The sequence below is a fragment of the Streptomyces sp. NPDC047081 genome (assembly GCF_040643775.1).
In the GTDB taxonomy this organism is placed as follows: Bacteria; Actinomycetota; Actinomycetes; order Streptomycetales; family Streptomycetaceae; genus Streptomyces.
The window spans coordinates 19086-40248 of sequence record NZ_JBEYUY010000017.1 but is presented as its reverse complement, the minus strand read 5'-3'; the positions used below and the strand labels follow the sequence as shown (position 1 = coordinate 40248).

The 21163-nt window shown below is 72.1% G+C and carries 22 protein-coding genes; 11 read left to right on the top strand and 11 right to left on the bottom strand.

Annotated features, from left to right (window positions below; genetic code table 11):
- Window positions 1-14: 14 nt before the first annotated feature.
- On the bottom strand, window positions 15-908 hold the full coding sequence (locus ABZ848_RS29165) for a LysR substrate-binding domain-containing protein (protein ID WP_360836652.1): 894 nt from the start codon (window positions 906-908) through the stop codon (window positions 15-17).
- A gap of 152 nt (window positions 909-1060) precedes the next feature.
- On the opposite strand from ABZ848_RS29165, the gene mgrA reads away from it, so the two are divergent.
- Window positions 1061-2053, top strand: a complete 993-nt coding sequence (mgrA, locus tag ABZ848_RS29160) for an L-glyceraldehyde 3-phosphate reductase (RefSeq protein WP_360836650.1) — start codon at window positions 1061-1063, stop codon at window positions 2051-2053.
- On the opposite strand, the gene ABZ848_RS29155 is transcribed toward mgrA, so the two are convergent.
- Window positions 2040-3029 carry an oxidoreductase gene (locus ABZ848_RS29155; RefSeq protein WP_360836648.1) on the bottom strand — a complete coding sequence of 330 codons (990 nt, stop codon included), beginning with the start codon at window positions 3027-3029 and terminating at the stop codon, window positions 2040-2042. The two genes, mgrA and ABZ848_RS29155, sit on opposite strands and share 14 nt — an antisense overlap.
- 101 nt (window positions 3030-3130) lie before the next feature.
- Here ABZ848_RS29155 and ABZ848_RS29150 point away from each other — a divergent pair, with 101 nt between their 5' ends.
- Window positions 3131-4048 (top strand): AraC family transcriptional regulator, encoded by a 918-nt coding sequence (locus ABZ848_RS29150; protein WP_360836646.1) that lies wholly within the window; start codon window positions 3131-3133, stop codon window positions 4046-4048.
- A gap of 73 nt (window positions 4049-4121) precedes the next feature.
- Here the strand turns inward: ABZ848_RS29150 and ABZ848_RS29145 are convergent, their stop codons facing one another.
- Window positions 4122-4505: a nuclear transport factor 2 family protein gene (locus tag ABZ848_RS29145; RefSeq protein WP_360836644.1), complete on the bottom strand. Its 384-nt coding sequence runs from the start codon at window positions 4503-4505 to the stop codon at window positions 4122-4124.
- A 326-nt stretch (window positions 4506-4831) separates the two neighbouring features.
- On the opposite strand from ABZ848_RS29145, the gene ABZ848_RS29140 reads away from it, so the two are divergent.
- The 4 genes from ABZ848_RS29140 to ABZ848_RS29125 all read left to right on the top strand — a co-directional run bounded on the left by ABZ848_RS29140 (window position 4832) and on the right by ABZ848_RS29125 (window position 9180).
- Complete coding sequence (locus tag ABZ848_RS29140; RefSeq protein ID WP_360836915.1) at window positions 4832-5242, top strand: hypothetical protein; 411 nt, start codon at window positions 4832-4834, stop codon at window positions 5240-5242.
- Between the two features lie 62 nt (window positions 5243-5304).
- Window positions 5305-7644: an FHA domain-containing protein gene (locus tag ABZ848_RS29135; RefSeq protein WP_360836642.1), complete on the top strand. Its 2340-nt coding sequence runs from the start codon at window positions 5305-5307 to the stop codon at window positions 7642-7644.
- 8 nt (window positions 7645-7652) lie between these two features.
- Window positions 7653-8198: a hypothetical protein gene (locus ABZ848_RS29130; RefSeq protein ID WP_360836640.1), complete on the top strand. Its 546-nt coding sequence runs from the start codon at window positions 7653-7655 to the stop codon at window positions 8196-8198.
- A complete protein-coding gene (locus ABZ848_RS29125; RefSeq protein ID WP_360836638.1) occupies window positions 8188-9180 on the top strand; it encodes a serine/threonine-protein kinase in 993 nt (330 codons plus the stop codon). The genes ABZ848_RS29130 and ABZ848_RS29125 overlap by 11 nt, the downstream gene beginning before the upstream one ends.
- Here ABZ848_RS29125 and ABZ848_RS29120 read toward each other — a convergent pair.
- Both ABZ848_RS29120 and ABZ848_RS29115 read right to left on the bottom strand, forming a co-directional pair.
- Window positions 9155-9430, bottom strand: a complete 276-nt coding sequence (locus tag ABZ848_RS29120) for a hypothetical protein (RefSeq protein ID WP_360836636.1) — start codon at window positions 9428-9430, stop codon at window positions 9155-9157. The two genes, ABZ848_RS29125 and ABZ848_RS29120, sit on opposite strands and share 26 nt — an antisense overlap.
- Window positions 9427-10704: a streptophobe family protein gene (locus ABZ848_RS29115; protein ID WP_360836635.1), complete on the bottom strand. Its 1278-nt coding sequence runs from the start codon at window positions 10702-10704 to the stop codon at window positions 9427-9429. The genes ABZ848_RS29120 and ABZ848_RS29115 overlap by 4 nt, the downstream gene beginning before the upstream one ends.
- Before the next feature lie 162 nt (window positions 10705-10866).
- Between ABZ848_RS29115 and ABZ848_RS29110 the strand changes: the two genes are divergently transcribed.
- A complete protein-coding gene (locus ABZ848_RS29110; RefSeq protein WP_360836634.1) occupies window positions 10867-12111 on the top strand; it encodes a DUF6777 domain-containing protein in 1245 nt (414 codons plus the stop codon).
- A 106-nt stretch (window positions 12112-12217) separates the two neighbouring features.
- On the top strand, window positions 12218-12673 hold the full coding sequence (locus tag ABZ848_RS29105) for an ATP-binding protein (RefSeq protein WP_360836633.1): 456 nt from the start codon (window positions 12218-12220) through the stop codon (window positions 12671-12673).
- Between the two features lie 39 nt (window positions 12674-12712).
- Here ABZ848_RS29105 and ABZ848_RS29100 read toward each other — a convergent pair whose 3' ends face one another.
- Together ABZ848_RS29100 and ABZ848_RS29095 are read right to left on the bottom strand one after the other, a co-directional pair.
- On the bottom strand, window positions 12713-13600 hold the full coding sequence (locus ABZ848_RS29100) for an RNA polymerase sigma factor SigF (protein ID WP_360836631.1): 888 nt from the start codon (window positions 13598-13600) through the stop codon (window positions 12713-12715).
- A 90-nt stretch (window positions 13601-13690) separates the two neighbouring features.
- Entirely contained in the window at window positions 13691-14470 is a 780-nt protein-coding gene (locus ABZ848_RS29095; RefSeq protein ID WP_360836914.1) for a methyltransferase domain-containing protein, read from the bottom strand.
- An 87-nt stretch (window positions 14471-14557) separates the two neighbouring features.
- Here ABZ848_RS29095 and ABZ848_RS29090 point away from each other — a divergent pair, with 87 nt between their 5' ends.
- A complete protein-coding gene (locus ABZ848_RS29090) occupies window positions 14558-14968 on the top strand; it encodes a helix-turn-helix transcriptional regulator (RefSeq protein ID WP_360836629.1) in 411 nt (136 codons plus the stop codon).
- A gap of 21 nt (window positions 14969-14989) precedes the next feature.
- Here ABZ848_RS29090 and ABZ848_RS29085 read toward each other — a convergent pair whose 3' ends face one another.
- The 3 genes from ABZ848_RS29085 to ABZ848_RS29075 form a co-directional block, all read right to left on the bottom strand.
- The gene (locus tag ABZ848_RS29085; RefSeq protein WP_360836627.1) at window positions 14990-15592 is read right to left on the bottom strand and encodes an ATP-dependent Clp protease proteolytic subunit; all 603 of its coding nucleotides are present in this window, start codon (window positions 15590-15592) and stop codon (window positions 14990-14992) included.
- 1 nt (window position 15593) lies between these two features.
- Complete coding sequence (locus tag ABZ848_RS29080) at window positions 15594-16232, bottom strand: ATP-dependent Clp protease proteolytic subunit (RefSeq protein ID WP_360836626.1); 639 nt, start codon at window positions 16230-16232, stop codon at window positions 15594-15596.
- A gap of 108 nt (window positions 16233-16340) precedes the next feature.
- Window positions 16341-17540 carry an epoxide hydrolase family protein gene (locus ABZ848_RS29075; RefSeq protein ID WP_360836624.1) on the bottom strand — a complete coding sequence of 400 codons (1200 nt, stop codon included), beginning with the start codon at window positions 17538-17540 and terminating at the stop codon, window positions 16341-16343.
- Window positions 17541-17662: 122 nt separating this feature from the next.
- Here ABZ848_RS29075 and ABZ848_RS29070 point away from each other — a divergent pair, with 122 nt between their 5' ends.
- Window positions 17663-18145 carry a VOC family protein gene (locus ABZ848_RS29070; RefSeq protein ID WP_242767108.1) on the top strand — a complete coding sequence of 161 codons (483 nt, stop codon included), beginning with the start codon at window positions 17663-17665 and terminating at the stop codon, window positions 18143-18145.
- Window positions 18146-18237: 92 nt separating this feature from the next.
- Window positions 18238-20895, top strand: coding sequence for a LuxR C-terminal-related transcriptional regulator (locus tag ABZ848_RS29065; RefSeq protein ID WP_360836623.1), 2658 nt, complete (start codon window positions 18238-18240; stop codon window positions 20893-20895).
- Between the two features lie 27 nt (window positions 20896-20922).
- On the opposite strand, the gene ABZ848_RS29060 is transcribed toward ABZ848_RS29065, so the two are convergent.
- Window positions 20923-21120, bottom strand: a complete 198-nt coding sequence (locus tag ABZ848_RS29060) for a hypothetical protein (RefSeq protein ID WP_360836622.1) — start codon at window positions 21118-21120, stop codon at window positions 20923-20925.
- Between the last annotated feature and the right edge of the window lie 43 nt (window positions 21121-21163).

The window sequence follows — 21163 nt, the reverse complement described above, 5'->3', positions numbered from 1 at the left end:
TCCACCATCGCGCATCACAGTCCGTCGTGCGTCCCCTGTTCCAGAAGCGCCATCAGCGCCCGGGCCGCCGGACTCGTCGCCTGCGGCGGCGGCAGCAGGGCCACCGTCTCGTAGACCGCCTCACCGGTGCCCTTCACGGGCAGCGCGGTCAGCGCCTCGCGCTTGTGCCGGAAGTGCCGGGGTACGACGGCTATCCCGAGGTTCTCGTCGACCAGGTCCAGCAGACTGTGCACGTCGTTGACCTCCAGCGCGACGGTCCGCCGTACACCTGCCGCCGCGAAGGCCGTGTCGGTGGTGCGGCGCGGGCCCCAGTCCGGGTGGAAGTCGACGAACACCTCGCCGCCCAGCTCGTCCGGCGTCACGGCCGCGCCCACGCCCGCCAGCCGGTGGGTCGGATGGCACAGCACCGTCATCGGCTCCGCCGTCAGCGACACCGAGCGCAGCTGGTCGGTGTCCGCCTGCGTCCGGTAGGCGAAGGCCAGGTCCAGCCGCCCGGCCGCGACCTCCTCCGCCAGCGCGCCCGAACCCGCCTGCCGCAGCCGGATCTCCACATCCGGATGCCGGTGCCGGAACGCGGCCAGCAGCCGCGCGACATGCACCCCCGCGATGCACTGCTCGGTCCCCAGCGAGAGCGTGCCCCGCAGCACCCCCTGCACGGCCGCGACCGCCTCGTGCGCCGCCCGCACCTGCGCCAGGATCCGCTCCGCCTCGCACAGCAGCGCCCGCCCCGCCTCCGTCAGCGTCACGCGCCGGGTCGTCCGCACGAACAGCGGTGTCTGCAGCTCCCGCTCCAGCGCCCGGATCGAGGCCGACAGACCGGACTGGGACACCAGCAGCCGTTCGGCGGCCCGGGTGAAATGCTGGTCCTCGGCGACCGCGACGAAGTGCTGGAGATGGCGGAGTTCCATGATTGAGCAGCCTAGTCGCTGAGTTCCATCGCATTCTCCTGTTGGACCACTGCCCGCAGGTCGCGAAAGAGTGGGTGCTGGTCTCCCAGGAGCTCTGGTCTCCCCGGAGCGCCGGGAACCGGAAACCGTGTGCCAACCCCTCTGGAGTCGCGTTGTACACCGCACACCCCGACCGTTACGCGGACCTGCCCTACCGGCGCACCGGCCGCAGCGGCCTGAAGCTGCCCGCGATCTCGCTCGGCCTGTGGCACAACTTCGGGCCCGACCGCTCGGTCGAGACCCAGCGGGCCATCCTGCGCCGCGCCTTCGACCTCGGCGTCACCCACTTCGACCTGGCCAACAACTACGGCCCGCCGCCCGGCGCCGCCGAGTCCGCGCTCGGCGGGTTCCTGAAGACGGACTTCGGGCCGTACCGCGACGAGCTGGTGATCTCCACCAAGGCCGGCTATCTGATGTGGCCCGGCCCGTACGGCGAGTGGGGTTCGCGCAAGTACCTGCTGTCCTCGCTGGACCAGAGCCTCGCGCGGATGGGCCTGGACTACGTCGACATCTTCTACTCGCACCGCCCCGACCCGGAGACTCCCCTGGAGGAGACGATGGGCGCCCTGCACTCCGCGGTCCAGCAGGGCAAGGCGCTGTACGTCGGCATCTCCAACTACTCGGCGGAGCAGACCCGCGAGGCCGCCCGCATCCTCGGCGAGCTCGGCACCCCGCTGCTCATCCACCAGCCGCGCTACTCGATGCTCGACCGGCGCCCCGAGGAGGGCGGCCTCCTCGACGCCCTCGACGAGCTCCAGGTCGGCTCCATCGTCTTCTCCCCGCTGGAGCAGGGCCTCCTCTCCTCCCGCTACCTCGACGGCATCCCGGAGGGTTCGCGGGCGGCGAGCGACAGCCCGTTCCTGAACTCGGACGCGGTCACCGAGGACCTGGTGGCCAGACTCCGGGCCCTCGACGAGATCGCCAAGGGCCGCGGCCAGACCCTTGCACAGCTCGCCCTGGCCTGGGTCCTGCGCGGCGGCCGCGTCACCTCCGCGCTGGTCGGCGCGAGCAGCGCCCAGCAGATCGAGGACAGCGTCGCGGCCACCCGCAACCTCGACTTCGACGCGGACGAACTGGCCCGCATCGACGCGATCATCGAGCCGTGATCAGCCCCTCGCTGACCTCCCAGAGGCGGGCCGCCGCCTCTGGGTCCACAGCGTACGGCAGCACGCCGGGCGTCTGCTCGCTCTCGTACCAGGCGGCCTCGGTCTCGGGCGTCACCAGCGGGCTCACGTCGCAGTTCTCGCAGAAGACCCCGCCGAGACCGGCCAGTTGGGGGCTGGCCGCGCACCACACGCCGGTGGCCGCGCCCTGCTGCACCGTCTTCCACTGGCGCTCGGGGTCGATGACGGGCCTGCCGTCCTCGTCGACCGTGCCCGAGGCCCGGACGACCTCCGGGTCGAGGTGCTTGATCAGCCCGGTGTCGATGATGATGCCGGGGTGCACGGCGAAGGCCCGTACGCCCTCGGCCCGACCGCGCCGGTCCAGCTCCACGGCGAACAGCGCGTTGGCCGTCTTCGACTGGCCGTAGGCGACGAACGGCTCGTAGGGCCGGTGCCCGAAGTGCAGATCGTCGAAGTCGACACCGCCGAAGCGGATGCCCCGCGACGACACGACCACGACCCGCGCGCCATCGGCGGCGACCAGCGCGGGCCACAGGCGCCGTACCAACTGGAAGTGACCGAGGTGGTTGGTGGCGAACTGCACCTCGTACCCGCGCGCGTCCCGGGTCAGCGGAGTCGCCATGATCCCCGCGCTGTTGACGAGGATGTGCAGCGGACGCCCCGAGGCCAGGAACTTCTCCGCGAAGGCGTCGATCGATCCCGGGTCGAGCAGGTCCAGATACTCGACCTCCGCCCCGGGTACGTCCTTGAGCGCGGCCCGCGCCCGCTCCAGGTCGCGCGCCGGTACGACGACCTCGGCGCCGGCGGAGCGCAGGACGCGGGCGGTCTCCAGGCCGATGCCGGAGTAGCCGCCGGTGACGATCGCGACCTTGCCGGTCAGGTCGACGCCCTTGATCACCTCCTCGGTGGTGGAGGCGGCGCCGAAGCCGGAGGGGAGGGGCTGCTGTGCGGTGGACATGGTGCGTAACTCCTCTGTGTGAGCCGTCCATGCCACCGTAGGCACGCGGATCCGTACGATGAATGCTTGAGAATCCGCATTACTTGCGTGATAGTTCGAGCATGTCCGCGGACCCGCTCTCCGACGCCCTCGCCGTCGCCGACGCCCGCAGCGTGTTCTCCGGTGGTTTCACGGCCGGCGGCAGCTGGGCCATCCGGCTGGAGGGGCGCGACAAGCTGAAGGTCAACGCGGTCGTGCGGGGCCGGTGCCTGATGGTTCCGCCGGGCGGCGGGGAGCCCCTGTCGCTGGTCGAGGGCGACATCGTCGTCTCCGACGGCAGACGCCCGTACGTGCTGTGCAGCGCTCCCGGCATCGAGCCGGTCAGCTCCGACCAGGTCGAGATGGACCCCGGCACCCGCATGGGACGGCTCGGTGAGGGCGAGGAGGTCGCCTGCGTCTCCGGGCACATCGACCTCAGCCGGGACAGCGGCGAACTGCTGCGGCGGGCCCTGCCCGAGCTGATCCACGTACGGGCCGACGCGGCCGAGGCGCCGGTCCTGCGCTGGCTGACCGGTCAGCTGGTGACCGAGATGAAGACGCGCCGGTCCGGCGTCGAGTTCGCCTCGGACCAGCTCGCCCAGCTGATGTTCGTCCAGGTGCTCAGGGTCTGCCTCGCCGAGGCGGAGGGGCTGCCGCCCGGCTGGCTGCGCGCCCTGGCCGACGGGCGGCTGGCCCCGGCGCTGCGGCTGATGCACGGCGACCCGGCACACCCCTGGCAGCTGGAGGAGCTGGCCCGCGCCGCCGCGATGTCCCGGACCACCTTCGCCGTACGGTTCAAGGAGGCGGCCGGGGTGCCGCCCCTGACGTACCTCCTGAACTGGCGCATGAGCCTGGCCGCCCGCGCCCTGCGCCAGGACACGGCCCCGGTCGCGGCGCTCGCCCGCTCCGTCGGTTACACCTCCGAGAGCGCCTTCAGCAACGCCTTCAAGCGGACGGTCGGCGTAGCGCCCCGGCGCTACCGGGAGGCGACCAGGAGCTGAGCTGCTCCTCCTCCGCTCGCGGTGGCCGGACACTCGACAGACCACCGCGAGCGCGAAAACTCGTCGGCGGCGCTCAGGCCCCCGCGGGCACCCGGTCCAGGAAGCCCAGCACGGAGCGGATCCGGCTGTCGGAGTCCAGCGTGATCACGTCGAAACCGGCCACCGGCGCCGAACCGTCGGCCTCGTTCACCAGCTCCCAGGAGAAGCGCGCCGTGTCGTGGTGGCCGTCCACCGCGCCCGCCAAGCGGAAGGCGAAACCCGGGAACTGCTCATGGGCCGCGGCTACCACGGCCGCGATCTGCTCGTGCCCGCCGACGTCGGCCAGAGGGTCGGTGTAGGAGCCGTCCGCGGTCCAGGCGGCGGCCACCGCCTTGGCCAGCTCCTCGGGCTCGGCCGCGTTCCAGGCCTCGAAGTAGCGGGCGACGGCGATCTCGTGACGGTTGGTGTTCGCGGACATGGTCGATCAGCCTCCATCGAGGTCGTAACTGCTGGTCAGGACCGGGATTCACGCTCCGGCGACCCGGTACGACAACCATGCCCGCGGCGGCCCGTACGGTCGATTACCCCTCGGGTAATGGCGGCGGGCGCTGCATTTCGGCCAACAGCCCCTGTGAATATGCCAGGAGACTGGCCGGAAAGTCGTGGTGACAGTGTTTCAGTAGTGAACATACTCATCAGTCATAGGGACTTCACGGCGAGCGAAGAGCCCGTCACGCACAGCACATGAGCCGGAGGGAAAGCGAGGCCGCCGACCGGCGAACGAGCCACGGGGGAGTGTGGAACGTGCACGACGAGTTCTTATGCCACGTCACCGCGTACGGAGTCTGCGGCGGCGAGCGCATCGGGGTGCCCCTCGGCACCTACCGGGCCCCCACCCTCGCCCTCGCCCTGTGGTGGCTGCGCGATCGCGCCAACTGGATCGCCGACCGCCTCGACCCGCGGCCCGAGGCCGAGCACTTCCCGCCGAGCTCGCTCGTCCCCGTCGCCGACACCGTCCCGGACGTGCCCGCCGTGCTGCGCGTGTGGTGCGCCGACGACAGCCAACAGGAGCTGGTGGCGGACGAGTTGGCGGCCGGCCGGCTGGTGCGGCTGGCCATCAGCGACGAGACCACGGAGTACGAGCTGCTGGCCGAGTCCATCGACGCCCTGCGCATGCAGCGGGTCACCCCGGCGCTCTTCCTGCCGGTCGGCTGATCCGGGGCGAGGCCGCATCCCGCGCCAGGCGCACATGTGGACGAATCGGTAGAATTTCCCGCATGGCGGAGCGGCCGGTCATGCCGACTGCGCCCGAACTCGTCCTGGAGACCGAGTCGGGCTCCACGGTGATGAGCCCGAGCCACGACTACCACGTGGGCCGCGACCCGCTGTGCGACATCGTCATCGACGACGCCCGGGTCTCCTGGCACCACGCGGTGCTGCGGCCCGAGGACGACCACTGGACCATCGAGGACGAGAACAGCACCAACGGCACCTTCGCCGACGGCCGCCGCGTCCACGAGTGGGGCGTCGGCCCCGGCTCCGTCATCCGCTTCGGCAGCCCGGCCGACGGCCCCTGCGCCGTGCTGGCCAGCCTCCCGGTGCCGGTCCGTGAGCGCCCCTCGGGGGTCTCGATGCCGGGCCTGACCGGCACCTTCCGGCAGCCCACCACCGTACGGCCGCTGCCCACCCGCACCGTCCGCATCGGCCGGGCCGCCGACAACGACCTCGTCATCGACGACCTCGTCGTCTCCCGGCACCACGCCGAACTGCGCGCCCTGCCCGACGGCACGTACGAGATCGCCGACCTGGGCAGCCACAACGGCACCTTCCTCAACGGCGCGGCCGTCACCCTCGCCCCGCTCGGCCCCGGTGACGTCGTCGGCATCGGCCACTCGGCGTTCTGCCTGGTGGGCGACCAGTTGCAGGAGTACGTCGACACCGGCGAGGTCTCCCTCGACGTGCAGGACCTCGCGGTCGCCGTCGACCGCGGCCGCAAGACGCTGCTCGACCACGTGTCGTTCCCGGTGGGGGAGAAGTGCCTGCTCGCGGTCGTCGGCCCGAGCGGCGCCGGCAAGTCCACGCTCCTGGGCGCGCTGACCGGGCAGCGGCCCGCCGACCACGGCACGGTCCTCTACGACGGCCGCGACCTCTACCGCGACTACGCCGAGCTGCGCCAGCGCATCGGCCTGGTCCCGCAGGACGACATCCTGCACGCCCAGCTCACCGTCCGCAGCGCCCTGTCGTACGCCGCCGAACTCCGCTTCCCGCAGGACACCGCGAAGGCCGAGCGGCGGGCCCGGGTCGACGAGGTCATCCGCGAACTCGGTCTGGAGCAGCGCGCCGACCAGCCCGTGCACAGCCTCTCCGGCGGCCAGCGCAAGCGGGTCAGCGTCGCCCTGGAGCTGCTGACGAAGCCCTCCCTGCTCTTCCTCGACGAGCCGACCTCCGGTCTGGACCCCGGCATGGACCGCTCGGTGATGCACATGCTGCGCGGCCTCGCCGACGACGGCCGCACCGTCATCGTCGTCACCCACAGCGTGCTGAGCCTCGACGTGTGCGACCGGCTGCTCGTCCTCGCGCCCGGCGGCAAGGTCGCCTACTACGGCCCGCCCGAGGACGCCCTCGCCTACTTCGGCTTCGAGCAGTGGCCGGAGGCCTTCGAGGCCTTCGAGCGCGACCAGGACCGCGACTGGGCGGGCGACTTCCGCCTCTCGCCCTTCCACCGGCGCTACGTCACCGAGGCCACCGCCCAGCCCCGCGTGCCCCGCTCAGGCCCGGTCGTGATCACCCCGCCCGCCCGGCCGCGCAGCCGGGGCGCCCAGCTCGGCACGCTCGTCCGCCGCTACACCGCCGCCCTCGGCGCGGACCGGACCTTCCTCGTGATCATGATCGCCCTGCCGTTCGTGATGGGCGCCATGGCGCGGGCCCTCGCGGGCAGCAAGCTCACGCAGGAGACGGCGATGAACGCGCTGCTCATCCTGTGCGTCGGCGGAGTCCTCACCGGCGCGGCCAACGCCGTGCGCGAACTCGTCAAGGAACGCAGCATCTACCAACGCGAGCGAGCCGTGGGCCTGTCCAGATCGGCGTACCTGATGTCGAAGGTCGTCGTGCTCGGGACGGTCACCGTGCTGCAGGCGGTGGTGCTGACCCTGGTCGCGCTGCTCGGCGTCGACCTCAACGCGCCGGGCGGCGAGGGCGTGTTGATGCCGCCCCTGGTCGAAATCACCGTCGCCGTCGCCCTGTTGGCCTTCACCGCGATGATGCTCGGTCTGCTGGTCTCCGCGCTGGTGCGCAAGGAGGAGGTGACGATGCCGCTGCTCGTGCTGCTCGCCATCGTCCAAGTGGTCTTCTGCGGTGCCCTGCTGAAACTGCACGGGGTGCCCGGCCTGGAGCAGCTGTCCTGGCTGGTGCCCTCGAGGTGGGCGCTCGGCGCGATGGCCGGGACCGTCGGGCTGGCCCGGATCGTGCCGGGCGAGCTGACCGGCGACCCGCTGTTCAAGCACTCGGCCGGGGTGTGGCTGCTGAACATCGCCATGCTGGTGGTGCTGTCGGCGGTCTTCGGGTACGCCGTCTCCCGGCTGCTGCGCCGGCACGAACCCGCCGTGCTGCGGAAGTAGGCGCCCCGATGACCACTCCCGGCTTCCGGCCCACCCACGTCGTCCCCCAGCACGGCATGCCCGCCTGGGAGAGCCCCGACCCGGCCCGGCCCACCGTGCCCCTCGACCCGCTGCTGCCCGTCCAGCTCGTCGAGCGGCGCGGCGACTGGGCGCACGTCCTGTGCGCCAACGGCTGGTCCGCCTGGGTCGACGGCCGCTTCCTGGTCGCCGTACCACAGGACCCGCCCGCCACCGGCGGCCCCCAGGCCCGCACCGCCGATCCGCGCCCCCTGCTCGCCCGGGCCGAACAGACCCTCGCGCACTACCGGACGGCGCTCGAGGAGCTCGCGGGCGGCGGCCTCGACGGCGAGTCCTTCCGCGTCCGCACCCGCGGACTGCGCATCGGCATCGTCGTCGACGGCGAGTCCGTCTGGCTGTACGACACCGAGCGGGGGCGGTGGGTGTACGGCGACGGGAAACGCGTGAACACCTTCGCCGCCGACGACGGGCCCCGCGCGGCGGCCCCGGACCCCGGGCACGCCCCCACGCAGGTCGTGACGCCCGATGGCCCGTGACACGAGCCTGTTCTCCGGCCGCCCCTCCGAGCTGATCGGCCGACAGGTCGCCGGGTACCGGATCGAGCGCGAGATCGGGCGCGGCGGCATGGCCGTCGTCTACCGCGCCCGCGACCTGCGCCTCGAACGCACCGTCGCGCTCAAGCTGCTCGCCCCGGAACTCGCCCGCAACGACACGTTCCGGCTCCGCTTCACCCACGAGTCCCGGGCGGCCGCCGCGATCGACCACCCGCACATCGTGCCGGTGTACGAGGCCGGGGAGACCGACGGCGTCCTCTACATCGCCATGCGGTACGTCGAGGGCAGCGACCTGCGTCATCTCCTCGACCGGCGGGGCCCGCTCGCGCCCTCGGCCGCCCTGCGCATCGCCGCCCAGGTGGCCTCGGCGCTGGACGCGGCCCACGAGCACGGGCTGGTCCACCGGGATGTGAAGCCCGGCAACATCCTGGTCGCCCGCGGCACGGACAGCGACCACCCCGAGCACGCCTATCTCACGGACTTCGGCCTGACGAAGAAGTCCCTCTCCCTGACCGGCTTCACCAGCGTCGGCCAGTTCGTCGGCACCCTCGACTACGTGGCCCCCGAGCAGATCTCCGGCCGCCCGGTCGACGGGCGCTGCGACGTCTACGGCTTCGCGTGCGTCGTCTTCGAGTCCCTCGCGGGCCGCCCGCCGTTCCGCCGCGACGACGACATGGCCCTGCTGTGGGCCCACCAGTACGACGAACCGCCCCCACTGACGGAATTCCGCCCCGACCTCACCCCCGAGACCGACGCGGTGTTCGCGAGGGCCATGGCTAAGTCCCCGGACGACCGCCACGACTCCTGCCGCGCCTTCGTCACGGCCCTGCGCACGGCCACGACGGGCGAGACCCCCCTGGACCACCCGCCGACCGAGGTGGCCATGAGGGTGGCGGAGGAGCCCCCACAGCCCCCGCCCCGCTGGGCGGAGCCGGTCTTCAGACCTCCCGACCCACTCCGCTGAGCGGCACCCGCCGGGCCACGATCTTGCGTCGGCGGATACGCCAGCCCCCACCGACCCGCACCACGACGTCCTCGTACGTCACGGACCCGCGTTGGTCACGTGACGCGCCACCGGTTCGGTCCAGTTGCCCGTCGTCGACCCGGTGGCCGTGGAGTGCGGTCAACTCCGTGACGGCCAGGCGGTCTTCGAGAGCCGGCGCCATGTCGTGTCCCTTCCTCGACTCGGCGCACACTCCCATGGGCCGGGTCATCCGTCCCACTCCTTTTCGGCGGGCCCCCGCCGCCGTACCGGTCGTGCCAGCAGTGCGCCCAGGAAGCCCGTCACCAAGCCCCACACGGCCGCCAGGCCCAGGGCCGACCAGAGTTTCGGCTTGAGGAACAGGTCGCCGGACAGGTCGCCGCCGAGGTCGCCGATGCCCAGGACCGACAGGCCGTAGTGGGCGGAGATGCGGCACAGGAGGCAGATCATCAGGACCGTCAGGGTCAGGGCGACCGCCATGTGCAGGGCGTGCTGCCAGGCGCGGACGCGGGCGGGGGAGCGGGCCGCCATCACGAAGGCGGCGGCCAGGAGGAACACCGCGTCCACGGCCACGAGCCACCACACCCGGCCGTCGTAGTCGGAGAGGGTGCCGAGGTTGAGGGTGGAGACGTCCTTGGTGCGCAGGACCTCGTCCAGGACGTGCGGCATGGGCAGGCCGAACGGGCCCTGCACCCGGCCCGTCCAGGTCGCGCCGAGGCCGAGCGTGAACGCCAGCCAGACCAGGTTCGGCAGGCCCAGGAGGATCACGGCCAGTGTCTCGACCTGGTGGCCGCGCGCGATCGCGGTCACCAGCCCGATGGCCACGCCCAGCGCCACGTAGGCGAGCAGCAGGACGACCATCGCGTACGCGGCCGGGCGCACCGATTCCTGGAAGCGCAGCAGCCGCCCCGGCAGCGGCGCCCCGCGTGAGACCAGCAGGGCCAGCAGCAGGACGCCGGCCAGCCAGAGGAGGCCGAAGAGCAGGGTCTGCGGTACGTCCGTCTTGAAGCCGATCTTCGGGGACACGCCGAACAGGTCGCCGAGGTCGCTGGCCGTGCCGTTGCCGAGGGAGAGCGTGAAGTTCTGGCGCGCCGTGAGGGACAGGCCGAGCAGCGCGAGCACCCACAGCACGGCGATCCGGGCGGCCCAGCCCGCCAGCTCCGGCGCCCCGGCGACCGCCCGGTGCCGCAGCGGCCGTAGAAAACCCGCCGCCAGGACCAGCGCGCCGACCAGTGTGACGGAGAGAGGGATCACGGTCAGTCCGGCGTCCGACTTGGCCAGCCCGCCCGCGTTCCCCGACAGTTCGATGGTGCCGCCGACGGCCGTGACGACGGTCGCCGTGACGACCCGCGGGAACGCTCGGTCCGGCAGATCGCCCGCCCCGGCCGCCCACAGCCCCAGCGCTGCCACGACTCCCATGGCGAGCAGAGCGGCCAGCACCGCGGCCAGTGCCTGCACCCAGCCATGGCGGGCAACGGGCAGGTCGGAGGGGGTTCGCGGGCTCACTCTTGCCACGCTAAGCAGCACCCGCGGCCTCCGCCCGCCGGGAGGTCCGTCCGCGTCGGCTTGCGGGCCGCCCGGGACCGGAGCACACAATGGGGGAGCTATTCGGCATAGCTGTGTAACTCGGGGCAAGTCGCTGTAAACCCGCGTAGGGAAGAAGAGCTCGTGAGTGTCGAACCGCCGTCCTCCGGCCGCCCCACAGGACCCCCCTCCGGCCCGCTGTCGGGCCCCTCCCAGCCGCCCTCGGGCCCGCCCTCGCAGCCACCGGGCGGCAGCGGCGGCACGCCCTCGCCGGAACCCCACCGGCCCTGGTGGAAGTCCGCGCCCCGGGTCGCCGTGCTCACCACCGCGGTCGTCGCCGCCGTGGTGCTGGCCGTCGTGTTCACCCGTTCCGACGGCGGCTCCGGCTCCGGCGCCTCCGGTTCGGGCGAGGTCTTCCTGCAGTCCGCGAGCAAGACCGGCCCCGACCCGTTCACCGAGTCCACGGCCAAGGACAGCTCCGCCGCCCCCGTCTCCGCCGCCCCCGCCACCGAATCGGCCCCGGCGAACGCGGTACGGGGTGTCGACGGCGGCGCGGCCGGCCTGTACGGCGGCAGCCGCAACGTCTCCAGCTGCGACGTCGAGAAACAGATCAAGTACCTCCAGGCCGACCCGGCCAAGAACCAGGCCTTCGCCTCCGTCGAGGGCATCCAGCCGGACCGGGTCCCGGCCTACCTGCGCTCCCTCACCCCCGTCCAGCTGCGCATGGACACCCGCGTCACCAACCACGGCTACCGCAACGGCGCCGCCACCGGCTACCAGGCCGTCCTCCAGTCCGGCACCGCCGTCCTCGTCGACGGCCACGGCGTACCCCGCGCGCGCTGCGCCTGCGGCAACCCGCTGACCCCGCCCGTCGCCCAGCAGACCACGCCGAAGCGGACCGGCGACTCCTGGCCCTCGTACCGGCCCTCGAACGTCGTCGTGGTCACGCCCGCACCGCAGATCATCAACATCTTCGTGATCTACGACCCCGACGACGACGCGTGGATCGCCCGGCACCGCGGCGACACGGGCCATCAGGACCGGCCGACCAAGCCGCCGGTGCAGCCCTCGCCTTCGGTGAGCGTGACCACCCCGACCGCGCCGTCGAGTCCGTCGTCCACCTCGCCGTCCCCGTGCGTGTCCTCGCCCGGCGCGAGCCCGGGAACGCCCACGCCGTCCACGACCCCGTGCCCGCCGACGTCGACCGCCCCGTCCTCGTCCTCGCCGAGTTCGCAGTCGCCGTCCTCCAAGCCGCCGACGAGTAAGCCCGAAACGTCGCCGGAATCGTCCCCTCCGGAGCCACCATTGGCATCGGACACCACGGACACCGCGTCGGCCTCCACCACGTACAGTGCTCCGGTGTCGTCCGCGACCTCACCCTCGCTGTGAGCGTAAGCGGACACATCGGGCCGCGACGGGGACTGCGGGGCCCGGCTCGGGGTACGAGCACTGGTGCAGCAGCATCCGGCCGGTCCGGCTTCCGAGAGAGAAACGCATGAACGAGCACGTGGGCGGGGCAGTGATACCGACTGGTTTCGACGTGCCCGTGGAGCCGCTGAGGCGGGCGGCGCACTACACCGGGGAACCCGGCTGCATCGCCGAGGCGCGGGCCTTCGCCGCGCACTTCGTGGGCAGGCTGAGAACGGAGTGGTGCGCCGCGATCGGCGACCGGGCCGAGGACGAGGTCCTGCTGGTGGTGAGCGAGCTGGTCACCAACGCCGACCGGCACAGCAACGGCCCGTACATCCTGGAACTCGAAGGCACCGACGTCGCCGTGACGGTGTGCGTCTACGACAGCAGCGGGGCCCTGCCGCGCCGCTTTCCGCGCGATCCCGAGCGCGTCGGCCGGCACGGTCTGGAGATAGTGCACGCCCTGGCCAGGCGGGTCACCGTGGAACGGGTGCCGGTCGGCAAGCGGGTCTGCGCAGTGGTCGCCCTGAACGGCGAGTGACCGCCGCGATAACCCACGGCGGTCACCTGCTCGTACGGGTCAGGCGCAGCCGAGTTCGCCCAGCATGCCCTTGCGCAGGCGCGTGATGATCCGCTTGATCAGCCGGGACACGTGCATCTGCGAGCAGCCGAGCCGTTCGCCGATCTCCGCCTGGGTGGCCTCCTCCACGAACCGCATGTGCAGGATCTGCCGGTCCCGCTCGCCCAGCTCGGCCATCAGCGGGGCCAGCGACTGGAAGTCCTCGACCAGCCGCAGCCCGTCCTCCTCGACACCGATGAAGTCGGCGAGCACCGCCTCGCCGCCCTCGGGGCCGTCGCCGGTCAGGGCGGCGTCCAGCGACGAGGAGTTGTAGCCGTTGGCGGCGAGCTGTGCCTCGACGACCTCGTCCTCGGAGATGTTCATGAGCGTGGCGAGTTCGGCGACCGTCGGGTCCCGGTCCAGCCGGCTCGCGAGCTCCTCGCGCGCCTTGGCCAGCTCGACGCGGAGTTCCTGCAGCCGGCGCGGTACGTGCACGGCCCAGGTGGTGTCCCGGAAGAACCGCTTGATCTCGCCGACGATGTACGGCAGTGCGAACGAGGTGAACTCGACCTCGCGGGCCAGCTCGAACCGGTCTATCGCCTTGATCAGACCGATCATCCCGGTCTGGACGATGTCCTCCATGTCGTCGCCGCGCCCGCGGAAGCGGCCGGCGGCGAAGCGCACCAGTGAGATGTTCATCTCGATGAGCGTGTTGCGCGCGTACTGGTACTCGTGCGTGCCCTCCTCCAGCTCGGCGAGCCGCTGGAAGAACTGCCGGGACAGCTCGCGCGCGTCGCGCGGAGCCACCGCACTCGGTTGTTCGATGCCCGGGAGTGATCCGTCACCCGTGCCGGTACCGGGGGTCTTGTGGACGACCTGTGCCTCCGACCGATTCACGGCGGTATCCATTACCTCTCCCACGTAGGTCACAGTCAGACGTGTGTCTGCCTCGGTCCTCGTGATGCGGGTACCCCGCCTGCTCCGGCCCATGCGCGGCTCTCACATCGCGCCACGCGTGGCCACGATCAGTTCGTGGAGATAACGCTTGGTGACCCGGCCTTCGTAGCGGGTGTCGATCAGCCGCCGCAGGCAGTCCAGCAGGCCCTGCCTGGCCGTTTCCGCCAGCGCGCGGTGGCCGGAGTAGGTGAGCAGGACGTCGATGTACTGGTCGGTGGTGTAGGTGATGTCCCGCGTGTGACGGGTCGCCACGACCTCGTCGAACAGCGGGGAGGCCGTCAACTCGTCGGTGCCCGGGGGGATTTCGGCGGCGGGCCGCAGGCGTAGGCCGGGTGGGGTGGCCGGGTCCCAGCGTTCGTAGCAGTTCTGGGCCAGGGTGAAGAACTCCTCGGTGCCGCCGGCGACATGGTCGGTGCCGATCAGGGCGAGATGGCCGCCGGGGCGCAGTGCTCGGGCTCCCTTGACCACCCGTACCGCCGGGTCGATCCAGTGGAACGCGGTCGCGCTCACGACCAGGTCGAAGAGTGCCGTGGGGAGTCGCCACGTCTCGAAGTCCGCGGTCTGTACGTTGACCCGCGGGTACGCGCGCAGGCGCTTCCTGGCCACCGTCGCCATCGCGTCGCCCAGTTCCACCGCCGTGATGTGGCAGCCGAACTCCGCCAGTCCGACGGTGAGTTGGCCGGTACCCGGGCCGATCTCCAGGACGCGGGTCTCGGGGCCCAGGGCGGTCGCGCGGGCCAGTTCCCGCACCAGCGGGCCGGGATAGCGCGGCCGTGCCCGGTCGTACAGGTCGGCCGCCTCGTTGAACGTCTCCCGCAACACCTTCATCGCGCCCTCCGCCTCCAGGATTCCACCCAGGGCAGAATGCCGATCCCTTCCCTTCGCGGCGAGGAAATTTAGTCTGAGGGGGTGAGCAGCCAAGCGCCGAACGAAGCCCGCGTCATTCCCCTTCGCCGTCCGCAGACCGAGCGCCCCGCCGCCGCGCCTCCGGCCGCGCCGCCACAGAGGGAGCCCAGGGAGCCCCTGTGGCGGGACCTCGTCGGTGACGTGCTGCGGCGCGAGCGCCTCGCCCAGGAGCGCACCCTCAAGGACGTGGCCGACGCCGCCCGGATCTCCATGCCGTACCTCTCCGAGGTCGAGCGGGGCCGCAAGGAGGCCTCCTCCGAGGTCCTCGCGGCCGCCGCCCACGCCCTCGGCCTCGGTCTCGGCGACCTGCTCTCGCGGGCGCACGGCGAGATCGTCCGGATCGACAGCCGACGGGCCAACCGCGGCCGGAGCACGTCCACTTCGCCGTACAACGGACTGTGCCTGGTCGCCTGACGGCCTCGCGGAGCCGGCGCCTCAGACGGTCGCCAGGCGCCGGCTCAGCACCTCGTCGGCCAGCCCGTAGGCCACCGCCTCCTCGGCGGTGAACACCTTGTCGCGGTCCATGTCCGCGCGCAGGGTCGCGATGTCGTGGTGGGTGTGCCGGGACAGCACCTCCTCGACCTGCGCGCGGATCCGGATCATCTCCTTCGCCTGCAGGGTGAGATCGGAGATCGCGCCCCGGCTGCCGCCGCTGGCCGGCTGCCCGAGCAGCACGCGCGCGTGCTCCAGCACGATCCGCCGCCCCGGATCCCCGCCGGCCAGCAGCACGGCCGCGGTGGAGGCGGCCTGGCCGACGCAGATCGTCGAGATCGGCGCCTGTACGTACGTCATCGTGTCGTAGATCGCCATCAGCGAGGTGAACGATCCGCCGGGGGAGTTGATGTAGATCGCGATCTCGTTCTCGGGCGCCGCCGACTCCAGATGGAGGAGTTGCGCGATGACGACGTTGGCGACGCCGTCGTCGATCTCGGTGCCGAGGAAGATGATCCGCTCCGACAGCAGCCGGCTGAACACGTCGGAGGAGCGCTCGCCGTGCGCGGTCCGCTCGACGACGTACGGAATCGTGTAGTTCCCCATGTCACAGCCCCATCCGTCGCTTGTTGGCGGCCGGGCGGACGTCCGCGAGGGACTCCAGGACCTGGTCCACCATGCCGTAGTCCCGGGCCTGTTCGGCCGTGAACCAGCGGTCGCGGTCGCCGTCCCGCGCGATCGTCTCCGGAGTCTGGCCCGTGTTCTCGGCGAGCAGCCGCTCCATGGTCCGCTTGCTGTGCTCCAGGTTCTCCGCCTGGATCTCGATGTCGGCGGTGGTCCCGCCGATTCCCGCCGACCCCTGGTGCATCATGATCCGCGCGTTCGGCAGGGCGTACCGCTTGCCCGGTGTGCCGCCGCAGAGCAGGAACTGGCCCATGCTGGCCGCGAATCCCATGGCGAGCGTCGAGACGTCGTTCGGGATGAGCCGCATCGTGTCGTAGATGGCGAGTCCCGCGTACACCGAGCCGCCCGGGCTGTTGATGTACAGGCTGATGTCGGTGCGCGGATCCTCCGCGGACAGGATCAGCAACTGGGCGCAGACCCGGTTCGCGGAGACCTCGTCGACCTGGGTGCCGAGGACGACGATCCGCTGCCCGAGCAGCTGGGCGGCGAGCTGGTCGTCCAACCGGCTGGGCGGGGTGTCGCCCTCCTCGGCGCGGGGCGCGAGCATGCTGAGTGGAGTCATCGGTTCTCCCGTCGAGTGGTGATGCCGTCGACTCCACTCTCGGCCCGGACCGGCCCGGAGCAGCGGTTTCTCTGCCCGCGGCAGATTCGCCACCGGCAGAGCGGCCCCTCAGCCCTTCTCGCGCAGCTGCCGGAAGAACGCCCGCACGTCGCCGACCAGCAGGTCCGGCTCCTCCATGGCCGGGAAGTGACCGCCGCGGTCGAACTCGGTCCAGCGGACGAGATGCTCCGTCCGCTCCGCCTTGTGCCGCAGCGGCAGTTGCGGTTCGGCCGGGAACAGGGCGAGCGCCGTGGGCGCGGTGGACGGCTCGGTGGGCTGTGCGCCGCGCCCCTCGGCGTGCGCCCGCTCGTAGTAGATGCGGGCGGCCGAACCCGCCGTCCCGGTCAGCCAGTACAGCATCACGTTGGTGAGCATCCGGTCCCGGTCCACGGCCTCCTCGGGCAGCAGCGAGGAGTCCGTCCACTCCTGGAACTTCTCGACGATCCAGGCCAGTTGACCGACCGGCGAGTCCGACAGGGCGTACGCCACGGTCTGCGGCCGGGTCGCCTGCAGGACCGCGTACCCCGTGCCCTCGCGCGACCACTCGCTCCACCGGCGCCAGGACAGCAGGGTCCGCTCCTGCTCCTCGGTGCCGAGCCCGTCCAGCTCCTCCTGCGTAGGCTCCGTGGCCTGCTGCGCGCCCGGCAGCAGGTTCAGATGGACGCCGATCACCCGCTCGGAGTGGGCGCGCCCGAGCTCGCGCGAGATGGCCGCGCCCCAGTCGCCGCCCTGGGCGCCGAAACGCTCGTAACCGAGTCGTCCCATGAGCTCGGCCCACGCGTCGGCGACCCGGCCCGCCTCCCAGCCCGTGTCGGCGGGCGGCCCGGAGAGGCCGAAGCCGGGGATGCTCGGTACGACGACGTGGAACGCGTCGGCCGGGTCGCCGCCGTGCGCGGCCGGGTCGGTGAGCGGGCCGACCACGTCCAGGAACTCGACGACGGAGCCCGGCCAGCCGTGCGTGATGATCAGCGGGGTGGCGTCCGGCTCGGGGGAGCGGATGTGGGCGAAGTGCACGGTCGAGCCGTCGATCGTGGTGGTGAACTGCGGCCATTCGTTGAGCCGCGCCTCGGCGGCCCGCCAGTCGTAGGTGTGGCGCCAGTGCCGGACGAGCTCGCGCAGATAGTCCGCCGGTACGCCGTACGCCCACCCGGTGCCGGGCAGCTCGTCGGGCCAGCGGGCGCGGTCGAGGCGCTCGTGCAGGTCGTCGATGTCCTGCTGCGGGATGTCGATGCGGAAGGGGCGGATGCTGCCGGCGGCGGGTGACGTCATGGAGGCGAGCCTAGGTCCGGGGCGCGGGGCGGCCACATGGATTAACCGGCCGCCCCACCGATGAGTTTCGGGAGAAGGACCGGTCGACACAGATGACCGCGTTCCCACACCAGGAGGTGCCCATGACCACCGACGGATTCACCACGTGTCTCTGGTTCGACGGCCAGGCCGAGGAGGCCGCGCACTACTACGTCTCGGTCTTCAAGAACTCCAGCGTCGGCCGGGTGTCCCACTACACCGAGGGCGCCATGCAGCCGGCCGGCACGGTACTGACCGTCGAGTTCACGGCCAACGGCCACAAGTTCGTCGCGCTCAACGGCGGACCGCAGTTCAAGTTCACCGAGGCGATCTCCTTCCAGGTCTTCTGCGACAACCAGGAGGAGATCGACTACTACTGGACCAAGCTCACCGAGGGCGGCGGCGAGCCCGGCCCGTGCGGCTGGCTCAAGGACCGCTTCGGCGTCTCCTGGCAGATCATCCCCGAGCGCCTCGACGAGATGATCAGCGACCCGGACACCGCGAAGTCCTCCCGGGCGATGCAGGCCATGCTGAAGATGCACAAGCTCGACATCGCGGCCCTGGAGAAGGCGTACGCGGGCGAGTAGCCGTGCCCCGTGGGCCCGCCCGGGGACGGGCCCACGGCGCCCGGCGGACGCTCGCCGTTGCGACTCGCGGCACTCCGAGCAAAGCTCATAGGGTGGGCGAACCAACTGGTGAGAGTCGTACGCCCGACGGCGGCCCGCTGCTGGCGGCGCGTTTCGGCCTGCCCGCGGTGCCGAGGACGTTCGTGCGCAGACCGCGGCTGATCGCACGGCTCACGCAGGGTGTGCGAAGACCGGTGACCCTGGTCAACGGTTCGGCAGGGGCGGGCAAGACGCTGCTGGTCGCCGACTGGACCACCGGGCCACGGGTGCCGCGGCGGATCGCCTGGCTCACGGTCGAGGCCGAGGACAACAGCCCCGGCGTCTTCTGGACCTACGTACTGGAGGCGCTGCGGCGCCAGGAGCTCGCCCGCTCCGACGACGGCGTCGGCACCCCCGCGCGCTCCGACGAGGTGGACCACTCGATGCTCGCACGGCTCGCCGCCCTGCTGAGCCGACAGCAGCGGCCCGTAGTCCTGGTGCTGGACGAGTTCGAGCGCGTGGCCGCCTCCGCCGAGATCGCCGACGAGCTGAACTTCGTGCTACGCCATGCCGACGGCGGGCTGCGCCTGGTCGTGATCAGCCGGACCGAACCGCTTCTTCCGCTGCACCGCTATCGTGCCGCGGGCGAGGCCGTCGACATCCGCGGCGGCGACCTGGCCTTCCTGCCGCGGGAGACCGCCGAGCTGCTGGACCGGCACGGGATGTCCCTGTCGGACGAGGGCGTACGGGCCCTGACGACCCGCACCGGAGGCTGGGCGGCCGGGCTGCGGCTGAGCATCCTGGCGGCGCAGCAGGCCGAGGACCCCGAGGCGTTCCTCAAGGAGTTCGAGGCGGGGCAGAGCACGCTCGCCGACTTCCTGCTCGCCGAGGTTCTCGACGCCCAGCCGCCCGAGACACAGGACCTGCTGCTGCGCGCAAGCATCCTGGAACAGATCCGCCCGGAGCTCGCCGACGTGCTCACCGGCCGCGACGACGCGGCGCCCATCCTCGACCGCTTGCAGCACGCCAACGCCTTCGTGGAGTCCCTGGGGCACTCCCGCTACCGACTGCACCCGCTGTTCGCCGAGATCCTCCGCGTCCACCTCCGCGTGCGCCGACCGGGTCTGGAACCCGTGCTGCACCGGACGGCGGCCCAGTGGCTGAGCGGGGCGGGGCATCCGGCGGAGGCGCTGCCGCACGCCGCGGACGCGGGCGACTGGGAGTTCGCCGCGACCCTGTTCGTCGAGGAACTGGCGATCGGGCGGCTGCGCACCGGACTGGAGGTCGACCGGCTCGACCGGCTGTTCTCCCGGATGCCCCCGGAGGCCTCGGGACCCGCGGTGGACCTGGTGCGCGCGGCGCGCGAACTGGCCCGGCACGACATCGACCGCGGCCTGCTCCATCTGCGCAGAGTCGAGTCGCGGCTGGGCGAGGAGGACCAGGTCTCGGCCGCGCTCCGGCTCAGCTGCGCCACGCTGCGGGTGCTCGCCGCCCGGATGACGGGTTCGGCCGACGAGGCCGAGGCGGCGGCACAGGACGCGGAAGCGGCCCGGCCCGAGCTACCGCAGGAACTCGTGGACCGGCATCCCGAGCTCCCGGCACTGATGCTCACGGACCTCGGGTCGGCGCAGCTGTGGGAGGGCCGGTTCGACGCCGCACGGGCGACGCTTTCAGCCGCGGCCGAGGTCGCCGCCAGCCCCGTGACCGCGTTCCCCCGGCACGAGAGCCTCGGGCGACTCGCCCTGATCGACTTCCTGCGCGGCTGGCCGGCCCGTGCCGAGAGACATGCCCGCGAGGCCGTCGCCCAGGCCGAGCGCTCCGCCCTGCCGCCGACCGCCCGCACCGGAGTCGCCCATCTCGTCCTGGCCGCGGTCGCCATCGACCGTGACGAGCTCAGCGAGGCCCGCGGCCACCTCGACCGGGCCGCCGCCGCGTCCGCGGCCCTGCACGACCCCCTCGTGATGACCGGTCTGACCCTGCTCAAATCACGTCTGAGGCTGGCGGGAGGCGACCCCCAGGCCGCGCTGCGGGCTCTCGAAGGGCTGGACCAGGACGCCCAGGGCATCCGGCCCTCCCCCTGGGTGCACGACCGGGCCGTCCTCACCGTCGGCACCTCCCACCTGGCCGCGGGCCGGCCGCTGGCCGCACTGGAGGTCTTCCAACAGGACAAGGACCCGGCCCCCGAGAACCGGGTGGCCGAGGCCCGCGCCATGCTCGACGCGGGGCAGCAGGAAGCGGCGCTGGAGCTCCTGGCCGAACTCCCCACCGGACCAGGCGAGGGCCCCGCCGTCACCGTGCGGGCGCTGCTGGTACGGGCTCAGGCCGCCAAGCTGCTGGGCAACACCGACACGGCGGCACGGCTGATCGCACGGGCCCTCTTCCTCGCCCGGCCCGAGGGGCTGCGACGCCCCTTCCTGGAGACCGGACCCTGGCTGAGACGGCTCCTGCACCACCGCCCGGAGCTGGTGGCCCTGCACGACTGGCTCCCCCCGACCGTGCGGGGAGAGCTGCCGCGCGACCGGACCCCCGCCGAGCTGATCGAACCGCTCAGCCGGCGCGAACACGAGATTCTGGAGCGTCTGGCGCAGCTGATGTCGACCGAGGAGATCGCCGAGGACATCCACCTGTCGGTCAACACCGTCAAGACCCACCTCAAGAGCATCTACCGCAAACTCGGCGCCGGCCGACGCGGCGAGGCCGTGCGCCGGGCCCGGGAACTGCACGTCCTGTGAGGCGCGGCGGGTGCCGCGCCCGGGCCGTCAGTTGGGCAGCCGCCGCATCTCCACCACATGCAGCCCCAGCGACTGACAGCGTGCCAGCAGGCCGTACAGTTCCGCCTCGTCGGCCACCGGGCCCACCAGCACCGTCTGGTTCCGCACCACGAAGCTCTGCAGCTCGGGGAAGGCCTGGATGAGCGTCGGCGACATCTGCCCGTCGACCCGGATCTCGTACTGCATGGGCACGCTTCTCTCGCGGTCGTCCGACGGCCCGTGCCGCCCG